Source organism: Pseudomonas sp. GZD-209, assembly GCF_049310485.1.
Lineage (GTDB): Bacteria > Pseudomonadota > Gammaproteobacteria > Pseudomonadales > Pseudomonadaceae > Aquipseudomonas > Aquipseudomonas sichuanensis.
In genome coordinates, this window is sequence record NZ_JBMOWQ010000237.1 from 1 (window position 1) to 15,972 (window position 15,972).

Here is a 15,972-nt window from a genome sequence, read left to right on the forward strand (position 1 = left end):
CCTCCCCCCTCCCCCCCCCCCCCCCCCCCCCCCCCCCCCCCCCCCCCCCCCCCCCCCCCCCCCCCCCCCCCCCCCCCCACGCCCCTTCAAACTGTCAGATCAAGGCAACTGATCTTCCAGCTTCTTGTGTTTCCAGCCATCGTTGCCCGGCAGGATCAGGTTCAGGGCAATGGCCACAATGGCGCACAGGGCGATGCCCTTCAGGCCCCAGTCGTCCGGGCCGTCGCCGCTGCCGATCAGTACGCCGCCGATGCCGAACACCAGGGTCACCGACACGATCACCAGGTTGCGCGCTTCGGCCAGGTCGATCTTGTGGCGGATCATGGTGTTCATGCCCACCGCCGCGATCGAGCCGAACAGCAGGCAGAGGATGCCCCCCATCACCGGTACCGGGATGCTCTGCAGCAGCGCGCCGAACTTGCCGATGAAGGCCAGGGTGATGGCGAACACCGCCGCCCAGGTCATGATCTTCGGGTTGTAGTTCTTGGTCAGCATCACCGCGCCGGTCACTTCGGCGTAGGTGGTGTTGGGCGGGCCACCGAACAGGCCGGCGGCGGTGGTCGCCAGGCCGTCACCCAGCAGGGTGCGGTGCAGGCCGGGCTTCTTCAGGTAGTCACGGCCGGTCACGCTGCCGACTGCGATCACCCCGCCGATGTGCTCGATCGCCGGTGCCAGGGCGACCGGAACGATGAACAGGATGGCCTGCCAGTTGAAGGCCGGGGCGGTGAAGTTCGGCAGTTCCAGCCAAGGGGCCGCGGCGATCTTGGCGGTGTCGACCACGCCAAAGGCGAACGACAGGGCAAAGCCCACCAGCACGCCGGAAATGATCGGCACCAGGCGGAAGATGCCCTTGCCGAACACAGCCACGATCAGCGTGGTCAGCAGCGCCGGCATCGAGATCATCATCGCGGTCTTGTACGGCATCAGCGCAGCGCCATCACCGCCCTTGCCCATGGCCATGTTGGCGGCGATCGGCGCCATGGCCAGGCCGATGGAGATGATCACCGGGCCGATGACCACGGGCGGCAGCATGCGGTCGATGAAACCGGTGCCTTTGACCTTCACCATCAGGCCCATGAAGGTGTAGACGAAGCCTGCGGCCATCACGCCGCCCATGGTCTCGGCCAGGCCGAACTGGCCCTTGGCGAGGATGATCGGGGTGATGAAGGCAAAGCTCGACGCCAGGAACACCGGGACCTGGCGACCGGTCACCAGCTGGAACAGCAAGGTGCCGATGCCGGCGGTGAACAGCGCGACGTTAGGGTCGAGGCCGGTGATCAGCGGCATCAGCACCAGCGCGCCGAATGCCACGAAGAGCATCTGCGCGCCCGAGACGACCTGGCGCCAGAGCGGGTCGTTGAAGCCGTCCTGCATGGTCAGGCGTCCTTCTGCTTGGTGCCGAAGATCTTGTCACCGGCATCGCCCAGGCCGGGGACGATGTAGCCATGTTCGTTCAGGCGCTGGTCGATCGAGGCGGTGTAGATCTTCACATCCGGGTGGGCTTTCTCCACCACTTCGATACCTTCAGGTGCCGCGACCAGCACCATGGCGCGGATCTCTTTGCAGCCGGCTTTCTTCAGCAGGTCGATGGTGGCGACCATCGAGCCGCCGGTGGCCAGCATCGGGTCGATGATCAGGGCCAGGCGCTGGTTGATGTCCGGTGCGAGCTTTTCAAGGTAGGTGTGCGCTTCGAGGGTTTCCTCGTTGCGGGCAACGCCCACTGCACTGACCTTGGCGCCGGGGATCAGGCTGAGCACGCCGTCGAGCATGCCGATGCCGGCACGCAGGATAGGCACCACGGTGATCTTCTTGCCGGCGATTTTCTCGACCTGCACCTTGCCGCACCAGCCGTCGATCTCGTAGGTCTCGAGTGGCAGGTCCTGGGTGGCTTCATAGGTCAACAGCGCGCCGACTTCCTGGGCGAGTTCGCGAAAATTCTTGGTGCTGATATCGGCGCGGCGCATGAGGCCGAGCTTATGGCGGATCAGCGGATGGCGGATCTCACGAGTAGGCATAGGGGGGCTCCGGAAGGCGGGCAAAAAAACCGCGCTAGATTAATCTATTCAGTCCTGACTGTCGTGCGGTCATTGTGCACGTTAGTCCATAAAGGCTTGATCTGGGACGAGCGGATGCGTACCTTTGCCCGCTTTTCCAAAACGCACCCCCTGGAGAGCGCCATGTCCGCCGATCTCGAGCATATCCGTCAAGTGATGCACGAGGCTGATTGCCTGTACAACGAAGCCGAGGTCGAGGCCGCCATCGCCGAGGTCGGCAAACAGATCTGCAAGGACCTGCACGACAAGAACCCGGTGGTTTTCTGCGTGATGAACGGTGGCCTGATCTTCGCCGGCAAGCTGCTCACCCACCTGCAGTTCCCGTTGGAAGCGTCGTACCTGCACGCCACCCGCTACCGCAACCAGACCAGCGGCGGCGAGCTGTTCTGGAAGGCCAAGCCCGAGGTGTCGTTCATTGACCGTGACGTGCTGATCGTCGACGACATCCTCGACGAGGGCCACACCCTCAGCGCCATCATCGAGTTCTGCAAGCATGCCGGTGCCCGCTCGGTGCACACCGCCGTGCTGATCGACAAGGATCACGACCGCAAGGCCAGCCCGGACCTGAAAGCCAACTACGTCGGCCTGCCGTGCGTCGACCGCTACATCTTCGGCTATGGCATGGACTACAAGGGCTACTGGCGCAACGCCAACGGCATCTTCGCCGTCAAGGGCTTGTAATCATGCGCCAGCCCGCGTTCATCGATCAGGCGTTGTTCACCGGGCTGGCAGCGCAGTCAGCGGCCAACCCGCGTGGCCGCCAGCACCATAACTTCCATGACATGGAAGAGCTTTGCCACCGCATGGCCATAGGCCTGCAGCCCGATACCTACATTCCGCCGCACCGGCACCTGAGCGTGGACAAGGCCGAGGCGTTGATCGTGCTCAAAGGGCGGATCGGCCTGTTGATCTTCGACGAGCAGGGTACCGTCACCGACAAACGTGTCATGGAGGCGGGCGGCGACTGCCTGGGTGTCGATCTGGCGCCGGGGACCTATCACGGGTTGGTGGTGCTGCAAGCCGACAGCATGCTGTTCGAGTGCAAGGCCGGCCCTTACCGCCCGGTGGGTGAGGGCGAGCTTGCCCACTGGGCGCCGCGTGAAGGCGAGGCCGGTGTGGCTGAGTACCAGGCCTGGATGCGCGCGCAGTTCGACTGAGCGGTCAGGCGGCCTCGCCGAGCTGGCCGCTACGGCCGAACAGACCATGCTAGAGTGCCCCTTCAAGCCAAGGAGCCTCACATGCGTGCGTTCGTCCCTCTCCTGCTGGCGGTGAGCCTGCCGCTATCTGCTGCCCCGCTGCACAGCCAGTTCCTGCCCCCCGACGACCTCGCCCTGCGCCAGGAAGCACCGACCAGCCAGCAGTTGCTGCAGATCACCGACTATTCGGTGGTGGTGGGCACCCAGCGCCAGTCCGACCAGCAACCCATCCCAATCACTTCCTCGTTGCAGATGCGCCTGAAGGGCAAGCCCTTGAGCAAGGGCTCGACCATCGGCGAAGTGCTGATCAACTTCGACGGCGAGGGCGGCAAGAGCCTGAAAAAGCCGGCTTATGACGACAAGCGTCGCACCCTGACCCTCAATTACCCGATGGCCGACTACCGGGTGATCATGGACCTGCTGCGCAACGAGACCCTTTACGTGCAGTTCCTCACTTACGGCAACGGCCATGTCTGGGCCGATCTGCACACCGGAACCGTACGTACGCGTTGAGGCACGATCAATTCGAGGGGTACACTGCCGGCCTTCGAAAATGTCCTAGACAGTCCAGTGGGAGTCCTTGATGCGTAAAGACAAGAAACAGGTGATTGGTGACGAAATCAGCGACGAGTACATCAAGAGCTTCCTGCAGTTCGAGCCGGCCGATGGCCTCACCTCGCCGTCGCACCACAAGCTGATCAAAGGCTACCGCGGCCTGCGTATCGACGATTTCGAGCGTTATGTCGGTTTCTTCCTCGAGGCCGGTTACGACCTGGATGGCAAGGACGAGCACGGCAAGACTTTCGTCGAGGTGATTGCCGACCAGCGCAATGCCCCTGAGTACATCGAGATCATCGACAACGCCCGCGGCTGATTGATTGGCCGGTGCTGGCCTCTTCGCGGGGGAAACCCACCCCCCCCCCACCCAACCCAAAAACCTTGGGGGAGGGACCGCTCCCACGCCGCCGACTCAAAGCATTGTGGGAGCGGGCTTGCCCCGCGATAGGGCCGGCACAGGCTGATAGATATCCAGGCACAAAAAAACGCCCCGAGGGGCGTTTTTTCGTTTCAGCCGGTTCAGGCGTAGTGCTTGGCCGGGCTGTCCTGCGCCAGGTCCAGCGCCACATCGTTGTCGGCGCTGATCTTGTGGTACAGCGCAGCGTCGGTCGCCAGGACCTTCTCGCGGGCCGGGAAGATTTCCTTGAGCTTGGCAGCCCAGGCACCCTTCGCCTGCTCGGGGAAGCAGCGCTCGATCAGCTCAAGCATGATCGACACAGTCACCGAAGCGCCCGGCGATGCGCCGAGCAGTGCAGCCAGGCTGCCGTCCGCGGCCGAAACCAGCTCGGTGCCGAATTGCAGCACGCCGCCTTTTTTCGGGTCTTTCTTGATGATCTGTACCCGCTGGCCGGCCACTTCCAGGCGCCAGTCCTCGGCTTTCGCCTCGGGGTAGAAGCGACGCAGGGCTTCCAGGCGTTGCTCCATCGACTGCATCACTTCGCTGACCAGGTACTTGGTCAGGTCCATGTTGTCGCGGGCCACGGCCAGCATCGGGCCGATGTTGCCCATGCGCACCGACAGCGGCAGGTCCATCAACGAGCCGTGCTTGAGGAACTTGGTGGTGAAGCCGGCGTACGGGCCGAACAGCAGCGAGGTGTTGCCATCGACCACGCGGGTATCCAGGTGCGGAACCGACATGGGCGGGGCGCCAACTGCGGCCTGGCTGTAGACCTTGGCCTGGTGCTGCTTGACGATCTCCGGGTTGTCGCAGCGCAGCCACTGGCCGCTGACCGGGAAGCCGCCGAAGCCTTTGCTTTCCGGGATGCCGGAAGCCTGCAGCAGGGGCAGTGCGGCACCGCCGGCGCCGAGGAAGACGAAGCGGGCGTCGACTTCACGGCTGCCGCCGCTGTTGACGTCCTTGATGCTCACGGTCCAGCCGCTGCCGTTACGGCGCAGGCCGACGACCTTCTTGCTGTACTTGACCTGGGTGTCCGGGCTGTTGCCCAGCAGCTTGAGCAGCTTGTTGGTCAGGGCGCCGAAGTTGACGTCGGTGCCTTTGGCCACGCGGGTGGCGGCGATGCGCTGGTCAGCCGGGCGGCCCGGCATCATCAGCGGCATCCAGTCGTTCATCACGGCCTTGTCTTCGGTGTATTCCATCTCCGAGAAGGCGTGGTGCTGCTTGAGCAGCTCGAAACGCTTCTTGAGGAAGTCGATACCCTTGTCACCTTCGACGTAGCTCAGGTGCGGAACCGGGTTGATGAAAGCACGCGGCGAGCCGAAGTTGCCCTTCTTGCTCAGGTAGGCCCAGAACTGGCGCGAAACCTCGAACTGGGTGTTGATGTGCACGGCTTTCTTGATGTCGATGCTGCCATCGGCGGCCTGCGGGGTGTAATTCAGCTCGCACAGGCCGGCATGGCCGGTACCGGCGTTGTTCCAGGGGTTGGAACTCTCCGCGGCTCCGGAGTCCATCGCCTCTACGACCTCAAGCTTCAGGGTCGGGTCGAGCTCCTTGAGCAGTACGGCCAGGGTGGCACTCATGATGCCCGCGCCTACCAGTACCACATCAACCGATTCGTTCTGCGCCATTTAACGCGTCTCCACAATCTACAGCTACCTAATTGACAGCACAGGATCCCTGGGTTTGCCAGGATCGCCATGTCCGACTCTTCGCAGTTCTTGCAACTTCAGCGGACACTGCCAATCAGTCTTGGGTGTTCAGGTATTGAACGCCGTTTGCCACGGGTGCGGCAATTCGACTTATGGTCAAGTGATCCGTCATGCGTTACGGGCCGGCCTCAGGCTCCCATCCAGGATGAGCGCTTGTGCCGTCTGCGCAGGGCTGTTTGTGAAAGATCTGCTGCTTTTACACATGCCAGACTGTTCATTGCTCGCCACACTCTCGTGAAGTTGTGAAAAACCGTTTTTTCACGCTCTTTTGGAGACGTGAACCTCAAAAGTGGACTGCACGATGGCAACCCGCAGGTTCATGCGCAGCAGAAGGCCGGAAACAGCAGGCACGACAGCCAATGCAAGACCTGAGTGGAAGGCTCTCTGTGGGCGAAGCGTAGAAGGTGCCGGGGTCAGTCGGCGAATGCGGGGCCCGATCAGGAGACGTCCTTATAATCGGGGGCAGATTATAGCGAGGTCGCAAGCAGAAAGGTCGGTCTTTATGGGTTTTTATTGCAGCGTTTGTCAGGCTGCGAGGGGGCGACGCTGCCAACGGCTGGTTGCGTGGGTGCAAATTCGGGCGCTGGCGGGTAGCGGTTGGCCCAGCCAGCCGAGGTGCGCCTCGCTGACCAGGACCCAGCCGGCGGCCGTTGGCGGCTGGCGCGTCTGCTTGAAGCCCAGGCAGATACCGTTGCTGTCGAGGTGGGCGTAGGTGAAGTGGCGCTGACGTTTGAAAAGCAGGGTCCAGAGCGAGGCCATGGCGGTTTGTCCTGTCAGGTCGGGCTGGCGCAAGCATAACGGCGGGGGCATGAAACCATTGTGACAAGCGGGACAGGGCGATGACTGGCCGATGGCGGGCTGGGTATACTGTGGGCCTTTGCCGCTTTTTCTGGAGAAATGCGCATGTTGCAACGTCTGTTGGTCGGTTTGTTCGCGGTGGCCAGCCTGAGCCTGGCCGGGTGTGCCCACAGCCCGCAACAACTCAGCCCGCAACCCAAGCTCACTCAGCAACTTGCGCCGGTCGGCCATGGCCAGCCGGTGGTGGTCAGGGTGGTTGACGGTCGGGCCTCGCAATCGCTGGGCACCCGTGGGGGCATGTACCCCGAAACCAGCACCATCAGCGTCAGTGGCAATGATGTCGTGCCCAAGCTGCAGGCCCAGGCCGAAGCGGCGGTACGCCTGCTCGGCTTCACCCCGACGCCCAACGCTGGCAACGCGCCGCAGCTGACCGTGACCCTGGCCGAACTGAAGTACCAGTCGCCCAAGGACAAGATGTACGTGACCGAGGCCACCATCGGCGCCACTTTCCGCGCAGACGTGTCGAACGCCAACCGCCGCTACAGCGGCCGTTACGGTGCTTCGCTCGACCAGCGCTTCGGCATGGCGCCGAACCAGGAAACCAACACCAAGCTGGTGAGTGATGTGCTCAGCGATGCCCTGACCCGCCTGTTCAAGGACCCGACCATCGGGCAGGTGCTGGGCGAGTAAGGCGTTCGTGAAGTAAAAACCCGCAGCCTGTACGCAGGCTGCGGGTTTTTTTATGGCTGTTTCACGGCTAGCCCCGCGAAGAAGGCAACGCGTATCAGGCGGCTTCGACGTGCAGATCCAGCAGGCTGATGCCGGTCTGCAGATCGACCTCCGGCAAGTCTTCATGGGCGTGCCCGCCCAGCGCGCAGTAGACCAGCCACTGGCGGTCCTGGACATTGATCGAGAAGCTGTCGATCAGCGCTTGTTGTTCATCGCTCTGGGCAACGAGGTACAGGCGGTCCTGGTTTTCGGCGTGCAGCATGACAAGCTCCGGTACGGTGGAAGGCCGACAGGGTGGCCTGCCTTGATGACGAGCGTGTGACAGATGAAATTAACTGACACTTTGTCGCAAAAAGCGGGAGGGGCAGGCCGGCTTGGGTAGAATGCCGGGCTTTGCCGTCGTGATACCGAGGTCGTGCGATGTCGTTGCAAGTGCTCTGGGGCTTCCTGGCTGCCCACCCGGCCAAGCTGATCAACCTGCTGGCCCTGTTCATAACCTGCCCTGGCGGGCTGCTGCTGCACAGTGCCCGGCGCCGCGCCAGCATGACCCGTGAAAGCCTGGCGGTGGACGAAGGGCTGGTGGATGCCTTCGACCGGCGCGTGCCGCGCTACTACTACATCCTCGGTTTTTCGTGCCTGGCCATGGCGCTGCTGCTGTCGTGGTTCAGCACCTGGGTCTGAAGCCTGGTGTTCCATGTGTGGGAGCGGCGCAGCTCCCACAAACCACCCTTCAAGCTAATGCCAGTCAGTTAGCGCTTCATCGCACTTATTGGGGCTGCTTTGCAGCCCTTCGCGGGTAAATCGCAGCGGCGAACCGCCGCTCCCACAGGATCGCGCAAAGCTGGTGGGAGCGGGTTTACCCGCGAAGGGTCGCGCAGCGACCCCAATTGGCTTGACTGACTGGCATTACCCTTCAGGCGGACAGGGGCTGGCGCTTCACCTGGTACTGGTTGCGCACTGGCGTCGCATACTGCTGCACCAGGTACGGCTGCTGTTCCACCGGGCAGGCGTTGAGGCGACGCTGCCATTCTTCCTTGGCCTTGGCCAATTCGTCCGCCGGGAACAACTTCTCCGCGCCCGGCACCTCGAGTGCCGCATCCTTCTCGGCCCACATCGCATAGGCCAGGTAATGCACCGGGAACAACCGGTAGCCACCGAGAATCTGCCGGTCGATGGCTTGCGCCAGCTGCTTGGTGTCTTCGTGGTACTCGGTCACCGGTGGGGCAAAGTTGATGTGCACGCGCCCTTTGTAGCCGGTAATGCCCTGGGCGATGCTGTTGTCGTCCTCGCCAGGGGCTTTCTTGTAGCTGCCGGTGGTGGCGCGGATGTACAGCTCGCGGGCCTTGGCCTGGTCACAGGGGTCGTATTCGTAGCTGATCGACACCGGGATCAGGTTCAGGCTCTGGATCACCGCGCCGAACGGCTCGTCCTTGCGGCTCATGTGGAACATTTTGAGAATGGCCGAATCGGTGCGGTCGTCACCGTCCTTGGCGCGGCCTTCGGCCTGGGCGATCCAGATCGAGGCACCGTCGTTGCGGATCGAGTGGTTGATGTAGGCCGACAGCAGCTGGTAGGCGGCCAGTTTCTCGCGGCGCCCGCTGATCGAGCGGTGCACGATGAAACTCTTGTTCAGGCGCATCATGTCGCTGACGAACGGCTTCTGCAGCAGGTTGTCGCCGATGGCGATGCGCGGCGTGGGCAGGCCCGCGTGATAGACTGCGTAGTTGACGAAGGCCGGGTCCATGACGATGTCGCGGTGGTTGGCCAGGAACAGGTAGGCGGTGCCCGACTTGAGCTGCTCGACGCCGGAATAGGTGACGCCGTCGGTGGCGCGGTCGATGGTGCGGTCGACGTAGTACTCGACCTTGTCCTGCAGCGTCGAGACGCAGGTAACGCCGGCGAACTCTTTACGCAGGCGCCGGGCGATCAGCGGCTTGAGCAGCCAGCCGAGGGCGCCCGCCGCGCGCGGGAAGCGGAAGTGGGTGAGGATATCGAGGAATGCCGGGTCGCTGAGCAGGCGTGCCAGAACGGCAGGGACCTCAGCGTCGTCGTACGGTCGGATGGCATCGAATTCGCCCATCATGCTCTCTTGTTGGAAACGGCTAGGGTAATAAGGTAGGGACGGGGTCGGAAAAACGGCTCGGACACACACAGGCCCTGTAAACAGACCGGCAATTATACGCACAAGTCACTCGGGAGGCCGCGATGCTGGAGACTGCACTCTACGATTGTCCCTATTGTGGTGAAGAAGTCGAAACGACAGTGGACCTGTCCGGCGGTGATCAGGAATACATCGAGGACTGCCAAGTGTGCTGCAAGCCTATCCGTTTCGTGCTGCAGGTACATGGCGATGAGTGGATGCTGGATGTCTACGGTGAGAATGACTGATGCAGCGAATCTATGACCCGGAAAGCCTCCTGGAGGCACAGATGCTGGTGGGCATGCTGGTCAGCGAGGGCATCGAGGTGCACCTGGTCGGGCGCGACCTGATGGGCGGTGTAGGCGAGCTGCCCATGCAGGGCCTGCTTGGCCTGGCAGTGGCCGATGAACAGGCCGGCTACGCGCGGCAGCTGATCGATGCGTACAATGCGGCCCAGCCTCTTGCTGGCGACGAACCGGAAAGTTATCCGGGAACCCTGATCTGTTAGGTTTTGATTTCGCCCATGTGTGGACGCTACGCTCTGTTTCGCTGGTCCCAGGCCTTCGCCGGCCTGCCGGGGTTCCCCCCGGGCCAGCAGCCTCAATGGAACATCTCGCCCGGTGCCTCGGTGCTGGTTCAGCGCCAGCTCGATGGCCAGCTGCAACTGGCCAGTGCCCGCTGGGGGCTGACCCCGGCCTGGTTGACCGATCTCTCCCGCACCCCCGCCCAGGCCCGCGCCGAGACCCTCGCGGAGCAACCGATGTTCCGTGAACCGTTCCGCCAGCGGCGCTGCCTGATGCCGGCCAACGGCTTCTACGAGTGGCGCGGCACGGCGCGCAAGCGCCCCTATTGGGTCACCCCGGGAGAGGGCTCGGCGCTGTTCTTTGCCGCGGTCTGGGAAGCGTATCCGGTGCAGGAGCAGGTCTGGCTGAGCTGCGCGGTGATCACCCAGGCGGCCATGAACCAGCGCCGGCCGCTGATCCTGGATGAGGCCGAGCAGGCGCTCTGGCTCGACCCGGGCACACCGTTGGCGCGGTTGCACGAAATCCTCGCCAAGCCGCCTGGCGCCTTGCGCGAGCGGGCGCTGGCGCTGTTCGTCAATGATCCCAAGCTCGATGGGCCGGAGTGCCTGACGCCGGCCTAAAGCCTGGTTGATGCGTAATCCCTGTGGGAGCGGGTTTACCGGAGTGCCGGACCACCGCGAAGCAGGCGGCGCGGTGGATGGCACCGGCTGCGCCGGTGTTCGCGGGCAAGCCCGCTCCCACAGGGGCTGCGCCAGATTTTAGATTTGATGCAAGACAGTAGCTCCTACAGGAGTACCTGTGCACCCAGGGATCAAACCCTGAACTGATTGATCAGGCGCCGCTGCTGCTCGGCCAGCTTGGTCAGCTCGGCGCTGGCCTGGCTCGACTCGTCGGCGCCGCCGGCCACTTCGCCGGCCACCTGGCCGATGCTGATCACGTTGCGGTTGATGTCCTCGGCCACCGCGCTCTGCTGCTCGGCGGCGCTGGCGATCTGGGTGTTCATGTCGTTGATCACCGACACCGCCTGGGTGATGCTCTCCAGCGACTGCGCCGCGCGGCTGGCCTGCTGCACGCTGACGTCGGTCTTGCCCTGGCTGTCTTCCATCACCTTGACCACTTCGCGGGTGCCCTGCTGCAGCTGCTGGATCATCTGCTGGATCTCCTGCGTGGCCTGCTGGGTCTTCTGTGCCAGGTTGCGGACTTCGTCGGCGACCACGGCGAAGCCACGGCCCTGCTCGCCGGCGCGGGCGGCCTCGATGGCGGCGTTGAGCGCCAGCAGGTTGGTCTGCTCGGCAATCGCGCGGATCGCCACGAGGATGGCATTGATGTTCTCGCTGTCGCGGGCCAGGTCCTGCACCACGGTCACCGCCCGGCCAATCTCGCCGGCCAATGCGCTGATCGAGTGCGAGGTGTCACGCACGATCTCCAGCCCCTGGTTGGCCGCGCGGTCGGCCTCGCTGGCAGCCTGGGCCGCTTGGGTGGCATTGCGTGCCACATCCTGCGCGGTGGCGGTCATTTCCTGCACGGCGGTGGCCACCTGGTCGATCTCCACCATCTGCTTGTGCACGCCCTGGTTGGTGCGGATGGCGATGTCGGCGGTGTGCTCCGACGAATCGCTGACTTTCTGCACCGAGCTGACCACCTGGCTGATCATCGCCTGCAGCTTGATCAGGAAGGTGTTGAAGCCCTTGGCGATGGCGCCCAGTTCGTCGGCGCGGTCGCTTTGCAGGCGGCGGGTCAGGTCGCCTTCGCCCTGGGCGATGTCGTCGAGCATGGCCACCATCTGGCGCAGTGGGCGGGCAATGCCGTGGGCCAGCAGCCAGATCACCAGCAGGCCCAGCGCGGCGATGCCCAGGCCGACCACGGTCATGCCGGCGATGTCGGTGCGACGTTGTTCGGCCAGGTCCTGCTGCAACTGGTTGACGTCGGCCATCACCGTGCTCAACGGCAGTTCCAGCAGCAAGGTCCAGCGCGCATCGGTGCTGGCGACCTTGAACGGCAGGTACAGCTCGATGCGGTCCTTGCCGGCGTCTACTTCATAATGCAGCGCTTCGCCGCTCAGGCTGCTGAGGGTAGCCGCCTCTTCGCTGGCGAGAACCTCGCTGGCCTTTTCGCCGAACTTCGCCGGGTCTCGGGTATAGGCCACCAGGCGGCCGTTGCTCGACACCAGCGCCAGTTCGCCGGCACCGTCGTAGAGCTGGCGGTCGGCGGCGTTGAGCAGGTCCTGGATGAAGTTCACCGACAGGTCGGCGCCGGCCATGCCCTGGAACTGGCCATTGACCATGATCGGTTCGACGAACGAAGCGAGCATGACCATCTTGTCGCCGACTTTGTACGGTGCCGGGTCGATCACGCAGGCCTTTTTCGACTCTTTCGGGCACAGGTAGTACTCGCTGGCGCGTACGCCGGTGGCCAGCACGGTGCGGTCATTGACGTCGGCCAGTTGGTCCTGGCCGAGGCTGCCGTCGCCGTTGCGGAACCACCAGGGCAGGAAGCGGCCATTGGCGCTGTCGATACCGGTGAGCTTGCTGCCGACGTAGCGGGCGTCGTCATGGTCGAGGGCGTTGGGCTCCCAGCCCAGGTACGCGCCCAATACCGTCGGGTTGACCTCGACGGTGCGCTTGAGCTGGTTGATCAAGTGTTCACGGTCGACCCGCATCAGCGGGCTGCCATCGGCGGCCTGCATGCCAAGCATGGCGTTGCTGGTGGCCAGGCTGCGGGCAATCGACAGGGGCGCCTCGAGGCCGCGCTGGATCTCGCTGACCTGGGTGCGGGCCAGGGCTGCCAGGCGCTGTTCGATCACGCTTTCGAACTGCTTCTGTGTGCGCTCTTCCACCAGCGCCTGGGTGCGTTGGCCGGAATACACGGCATACAGCACCAGTGCCGCGACAATGCTCAGCACGATGGCACCGGCCAGGGCGGCCACGGAAAACTGGATCGACTTGAACTTCATGAAAAGCTCCGCGCGCAAGGAGGTCGTATCCCTGGGTTATCGGCGGGCTAATACCAAAGCATGAGGGGCCTGTAAGAAATCTTCCCTGTGGCTCTGGTCGAGGCGGGCATCTGGGCCTAGGATACGCGGCACGTAAAAAGGGAGTGTTTTAATGCGTAAGTCATTCGTTGTCAGTATGTTGAGCGCCAGCGTCCTGCTGGGCGGCTGCCAGGCGGTCAATACCACCAGCGGTGGCGCCGTGGGCGTCGAGCGCAAGCAGTACATGTTCAGCATGCTCTCGACCGATGAGGTCAACCAGATGTATGCCCAGTCGTACCAGCAGACCCTCGGCGAAGCGTCGAGCAAGGGCGTGCTGGACAAGGGCAGTGCCGACGCCAAGCGCGTGCAGGCCATCGCCGACCGCCTCATCGCCCAGGCTCCAGTGTTCCGGCCGGATGCCGCGCAGTGGAAATGGGAAGTCAATGTGATCAAGAGCGACGAGCTCAATGCCAACTGCGGCCCGGGCGGCAAGATCATCGTCTACACCGGGCTGATCGATCAGCTCAAGCTTACCGACGCCGAGATCGCCGCGGTGATGGGCCACGAAATTGCCCACGCCCTGCGTGAGCACGGCCGTGAAGCGATGTCCAAGGCCTATGGCGTGGAAATGGCCCGTCAGGGCGCGGGTGCCTTCCTCGGCCTTGGCCAGGACAGCATGGCGCTGGCCGACACCGTGGTGAACTACGCCATGACCCTGCCCAACAGCCGCAGCAACGAGAACGAGGCCGACCTGATCGGCCTGGAACTGTCGGCCCGCGCCGGTTACGACCCGAACGCCGCGATCACCCTGTGGAACAAGATGAGCAAGGCCTCCGAAGGTGCGCCGCCTGAGTTCATGAGCACCCACCCGGCCTCCAGCAGCCGGATCGCCTCGCTGCAGGCAGCGATTCCGAAGGTGATGCCGCTGTATCAAGCGGCCAAGAAGTAAGCCATTCAGGCAGGGGCGCTGTGCGCCCCTATCGCCGGCTTGCCGGCGATGAGGTCAGTGCAAGCAACACAAGACGGTTGCTTGCACCTATTGCCGCTGTCAGCCAATCCAGCCACTGGTCTTCATCGCCGAATACACCGCGACGATCGCCAGCACCACGAACGCCGCCGCCGCCAGGCGCCGGATCAGTGTCAGTGGCAGTTTCTCGGCCGCGAAGTTACCCGCCAGTACCACCGGCACGTTGGCAATCAGCATGCCCAGGGTGGTACCGATGATCACCATGATCAGGTGCGGATACTGCGCCGCCAGCATTACCGTGGCGACCTGGGTCTTGTCGCCGATCTCCGCCAGGAAGAACGCGATCAGGGTGGTCAGGAATGGCCCGAAACGGCGTGCGTTGCTGCTTTCATCATCGTCCATCTTGTCCGGCACCAGGGTCCACAGCGCGGTGGCGGTGAAGCTTGCGGCAAGGATCCAGTGCAGCACCGATTCGCTGAAGAAGCTGCTCACCCAGGCACCCACGGCGCCCGCGGCGGCATGGTTGGCCAGGGTCGCGGCGACAATGCCGGCGATGATCGGCCAGGGCTTGCGAAAACGCGCCGCGAGGATGAGTGCGAGCAGTTGCGTCTTGTCGCCGATTTCGGCGAGCGCAACGATGGCGGTGGGGACCAGCAGAGATTCCAGCATCAGGTTTCCTACGGGGGCGGGTCGACACGGCTATGACACGTACAGCCTCCCCGCCCCGGGTAAGGTGTGCGTGTCATAGGTCTTGTCAAACCCTGGATCCGTCTGTGCGGATCGTGGGTCGTACGCGCCATGGCCTGTGGGCCAAGTGTGTTGACGCGTACCGGGCGAGCAGGGCGCTCGCGGGAGACTACTCCCCTAGGACGGAGCGGATTCTGCCTACACCGCGCGCATTCGGCAAGCGCTGTTTTCAGCCACGGGTTGCCCGGTAGATGCGAAAGCCCTGGGCTTCGGCGCGAATTTCGCAGTTGCCGAGCGCGCCTTCGATCAAGGGCTGGTAGCGCAGGAAACTGTTGGCAACCAGGCGCATTTCGCCGCCTTTTCGAAGATGTTCGCCAGATTTTTTCAGCAGGTTCTCCGAGGCCTGATAATCGGTATGCACCCCTGTGTGGAAGGGCGGATTGCTCAGAATCAGGTCCAGGTCGGCAGGGGCGGCATCGATGCCGTCACCGCTGATCACCTCGCCTTCAAGGTCGTTGGCCGCAAGGGTCAGGCGACTGGCGGCTACGGCGAATGCATCCACATCCAGCAGGGTGACCCGGCTGTGCGGGTAACGCCGTTTGACCGTTGCCCCCAGCACACCGGCGCCGCAGCCAAAGTCCAGCACATGGCCGCCTGGCAGGCCGTCGAGGTGCTCCAGCAACAGCGCCGTGCCTTTGTCCAGGCGGCCATGGCTGAACACGCCCGGCAGGCTGATGACCTGCAGCGGGCCATCGGCGAGCGGCAGCTCGAAACGTTCGGCCAGGCTATGCAGTGGCTTGGCCTCAGGGGCGTTGTCGACGGTCACCTGCCACAGCTGGCAGTGCCGCGCGCTGTCCAGCTTGCGCGCCTTGCCAAAGGCCTGCAGTAGCTTGGCCGCACCTTCGATGCCACCGCGTTTTTCACCCACCAGGTAGAGCACGCGGCCAGCCAGGCGTGACGCCAGCGCGTTGAGCAGGTAGGCGGCCAGTTCGCGGGATTTGGGCAGGAACAGCACCGCGCTGTCGAAGGCCACCGCAGGCACCTCGACCCCATAGTGGCTGCGCCCGGCGAAGCGACTTTCAAGCACCGCCTGATCGCCCGCATGCCAGGTCCAGCCATGGGCCGCCGGCAGCTGGCCAAGCAGGCCATCGGCCTGGGCGCCGGCGATCAACAGCGGGCCCTGGAACAGGTCCGCCTGGCGGAGCAACACTTCACTGCGCGGGTCCATGGACGACGCCTCCT

The 15,972-nt window shown here is 63.9% G+C and carries 19 protein-coding genes, 1 pseudogene and 1 riboswitch; of the genes and pseudogenes, 10 read left to right on the forward strand and 10 right to left on the reverse strand.

What is annotated here, in order from left to right:
- Positions 1-99: 99 nt before the first annotated feature.
- A complete protein-coding gene (locus ACO6VM_RS23720; protein WP_422403884.1) occupies positions 100-1,374 on the reverse strand; it encodes a uracil-xanthine permease family protein in 1,275 nt (424 codons plus the stop codon).
- Positions 1,375-1,376: 2 nt separating this feature from the next.
- Positions 1,377-2,015, reverse strand: coding sequence for a uracil phosphoribosyltransferase (gene upp, locus ACO6VM_RS23725; RefSeq protein ID WP_110994785.1), 639 nt, complete (start codon positions 2,013-2,015; stop codon positions 1,377-1,379).
- Between the two features lie 162 nt (positions 2,016-2,177).
- Here upp and ACO6VM_RS23730 point away from each other — a divergent pair, with 162 nt between their 5' ends.
- The 4 genes from ACO6VM_RS23730 (at position 2,178) to ACO6VM_RS23745 (ending at position 4,124) form a co-directional block, all read left to right on the forward strand.
- Positions 2,178-2,735, forward strand: coding sequence for a hypoxanthine-guanine phosphoribosyltransferase (locus ACO6VM_RS23730; protein ID WP_125465523.1), 558 nt, complete (start codon positions 2,178-2,180; stop codon positions 2,733-2,735).
- Between the two features lie 2 nt (positions 2,736-2,737).
- Positions 2,738-3,211 carry a WbuC family cupin fold metalloprotein gene (locus ACO6VM_RS23735; RefSeq protein ID WP_401060293.1) on the forward strand — a complete coding sequence of 158 codons (474 nt, stop codon included), beginning with the start codon at positions 2,738-2,740 and terminating at the stop codon, positions 3,209-3,211.
- An 81-nt stretch (positions 3,212-3,292) separates the two neighbouring features.
- A complete protein-coding gene (locus ACO6VM_RS23740; RefSeq protein ID WP_422403885.1) occupies positions 3,293-3,763 on the forward strand; it encodes a hypothetical protein in 471 nt (156 codons plus the stop codon).
- Between the two features lie 70 nt (positions 3,764-3,833).
- Entirely contained in the window at positions 3,834-4,124 is a 291-nt protein-coding gene (locus tag ACO6VM_RS23745) for a PA4642 family protein (protein ID WP_110994788.1), read from the forward strand.
- A 203-nt stretch (positions 4,125-4,327) separates the two neighbouring features.
- Here ACO6VM_RS23745 and mqo read toward each other — a convergent pair whose 3' ends face one another.
- Both mqo and ACO6VM_RS23755 read right to left on the reverse strand, forming a co-directional pair.
- On the reverse strand, positions 4,328-5,833 hold the full coding sequence (gene mqo / locus ACO6VM_RS23750) for a malate dehydrogenase (quinone) (RefSeq protein ID WP_110994789.1): 1,506 nt from the start codon (positions 5,831-5,833) through the stop codon (positions 4,328-4,330).
- A gap of 606 nt (positions 5,834-6,439) precedes the next feature.
- Positions 6,440-6,673: a hypothetical protein gene (locus tag ACO6VM_RS23755; protein ID WP_401060287.1), complete on the reverse strand. Its 234-nt coding sequence runs from the start codon at positions 6,671-6,673 to the stop codon at positions 6,440-6,442.
- A 144-nt stretch (positions 6,674-6,817) separates the two neighbouring features.
- On the opposite strand from ACO6VM_RS23755, the gene ACO6VM_RS23760 reads away from it, so the two are divergent.
- Positions 6,818-7,402 carry a YajG family lipoprotein gene (locus ACO6VM_RS23760; RefSeq protein ID WP_390968527.1) on the forward strand — a complete coding sequence of 195 codons (585 nt, stop codon included), beginning with the start codon at positions 6,818-6,820 and terminating at the stop codon, positions 7,400-7,402.
- A 94-nt stretch (positions 7,403-7,496) separates the two neighbouring features.
- Here ACO6VM_RS23760 and ACO6VM_RS23765 read toward each other — a convergent pair whose 3' ends face one another.
- Positions 7,497-7,703, reverse strand: a complete 207-nt coding sequence (locus ACO6VM_RS23765; protein ID WP_401060285.1) for a hypothetical protein — start codon at positions 7,701-7,703, stop codon at positions 7,497-7,499.
- 158 nt (positions 7,704-7,861) lie between these two features.
- Between ACO6VM_RS23765 and ACO6VM_RS23770 the strand changes: the two genes are divergently transcribed.
- The gene (locus tag ACO6VM_RS23770; protein WP_110994793.1) at positions 7,862-8,122 is read left to right on the forward strand and encodes a hypothetical protein; all 261 of its coding nucleotides are present in this window, start codon (positions 7,862-7,864) and stop codon (positions 8,120-8,122) included.
- Between the two features lie 232 nt (positions 8,123-8,354).
- Here the strand turns inward: ACO6VM_RS23770 and ACO6VM_RS23775 are convergent, their stop codons facing one another.
- Entirely contained in the window at positions 8,355-9,521 is a 1,167-nt protein-coding gene (locus ACO6VM_RS23775; RefSeq protein WP_422403886.1) for a 1-acyl-sn-glycerol-3-phosphate acyltransferase, read from the reverse strand.
- 125 nt (positions 9,522-9,646) lie between these two features.
- Here ACO6VM_RS23775 and ACO6VM_RS23780 point away from each other — a divergent pair, with 125 nt between their 5' ends.
- Genes ACO6VM_RS23780 through ACO6VM_RS23790 form a run of 3 tightly spaced genes read left to right on the forward strand, consistent with a single transcriptional unit; the run spans position 9,647 to position 10,725 of the window.
- Complete coding sequence (locus tag ACO6VM_RS23780) at positions 9,647-9,829, forward strand: CPXCG motif-containing cysteine-rich protein (protein WP_110994795.1); 183 nt, start codon at positions 9,647-9,649, stop codon at positions 9,827-9,829.
- Positions 9,829-10,089 (forward strand): putative signal transducing protein, encoded by a 261-nt coding sequence (locus tag ACO6VM_RS23785; RefSeq protein WP_125860337.1) that lies wholly within the window; start codon positions 9,829-9,831, stop codon positions 10,087-10,089. Before ACO6VM_RS23780 ends, ACO6VM_RS23785 begins: the two co-directional genes overlap by 1 nt.
- A 15-nt stretch (positions 10,090-10,104) precedes the next feature.
- Positions 10,105-10,725, forward strand: a complete 621-nt coding sequence (locus ACO6VM_RS23790; RefSeq protein WP_422403887.1) for an SOS response-associated peptidase — start codon at positions 10,105-10,107, stop codon at positions 10,723-10,725.
- Positions 10,726-10,916: 191 nt separating this feature from the next.
- Here the strand turns inward: ACO6VM_RS23790 and ACO6VM_RS23795 are convergent, their stop codons facing one another.
- Positions 10,917-11,759, reverse strand: coding sequence for a methyl-accepting chemotaxis protein (locus tag ACO6VM_RS23795; RefSeq protein WP_390968697.1), 843 nt, complete (start codon positions 11,757-11,759; stop codon positions 10,917-10,919).
- Between the two features lie 15 nt (positions 11,760-11,774).
- Positions 11,775-13,058 (reverse strand): annotated as a pseudogene (locus tag ACO6VM_RS23800) (HAMP domain-containing protein); the annotation flags it as partial.
- 151 nt (positions 13,059-13,209) lie between these two features.
- On the opposite strand from ACO6VM_RS23800, the gene ACO6VM_RS23805 reads away from it, so the two are divergent.
- A complete protein-coding gene (locus ACO6VM_RS23805; protein WP_323830620.1) occupies positions 13,210-14,025 on the forward strand; it encodes a M48 family metallopeptidase in 816 nt (271 codons plus the stop codon).
- Between the two features lie 99 nt (positions 14,026-14,124).
- Here ACO6VM_RS23805 and ACO6VM_RS23810 read toward each other — a convergent pair whose 3' ends face one another.
- Complete coding sequence (locus tag ACO6VM_RS23810) at positions 14,125-14,709, reverse strand: TMEM165/GDT1 family protein (RefSeq protein ID WP_401060328.1); 585 nt, start codon at positions 14,707-14,709, stop codon at positions 14,125-14,127.
- 90 nt (positions 14,710-14,799) lie between these two features.
- Positions 14,800-14,921, reverse strand: a riboswitch (yybP-ykoY riboswitch).
- Positions 14,922-14,959: 38 nt separating this feature from the next.
- On the reverse strand, positions 14,960-15,958 hold the full coding sequence (locus ACO6VM_RS23815; protein WP_401060280.1) for a methyltransferase: 999 nt from the start codon (positions 15,956-15,958) through the stop codon (positions 14,960-14,962).
- Positions 15,959-15,972 lie beyond the last annotated feature (14 nt).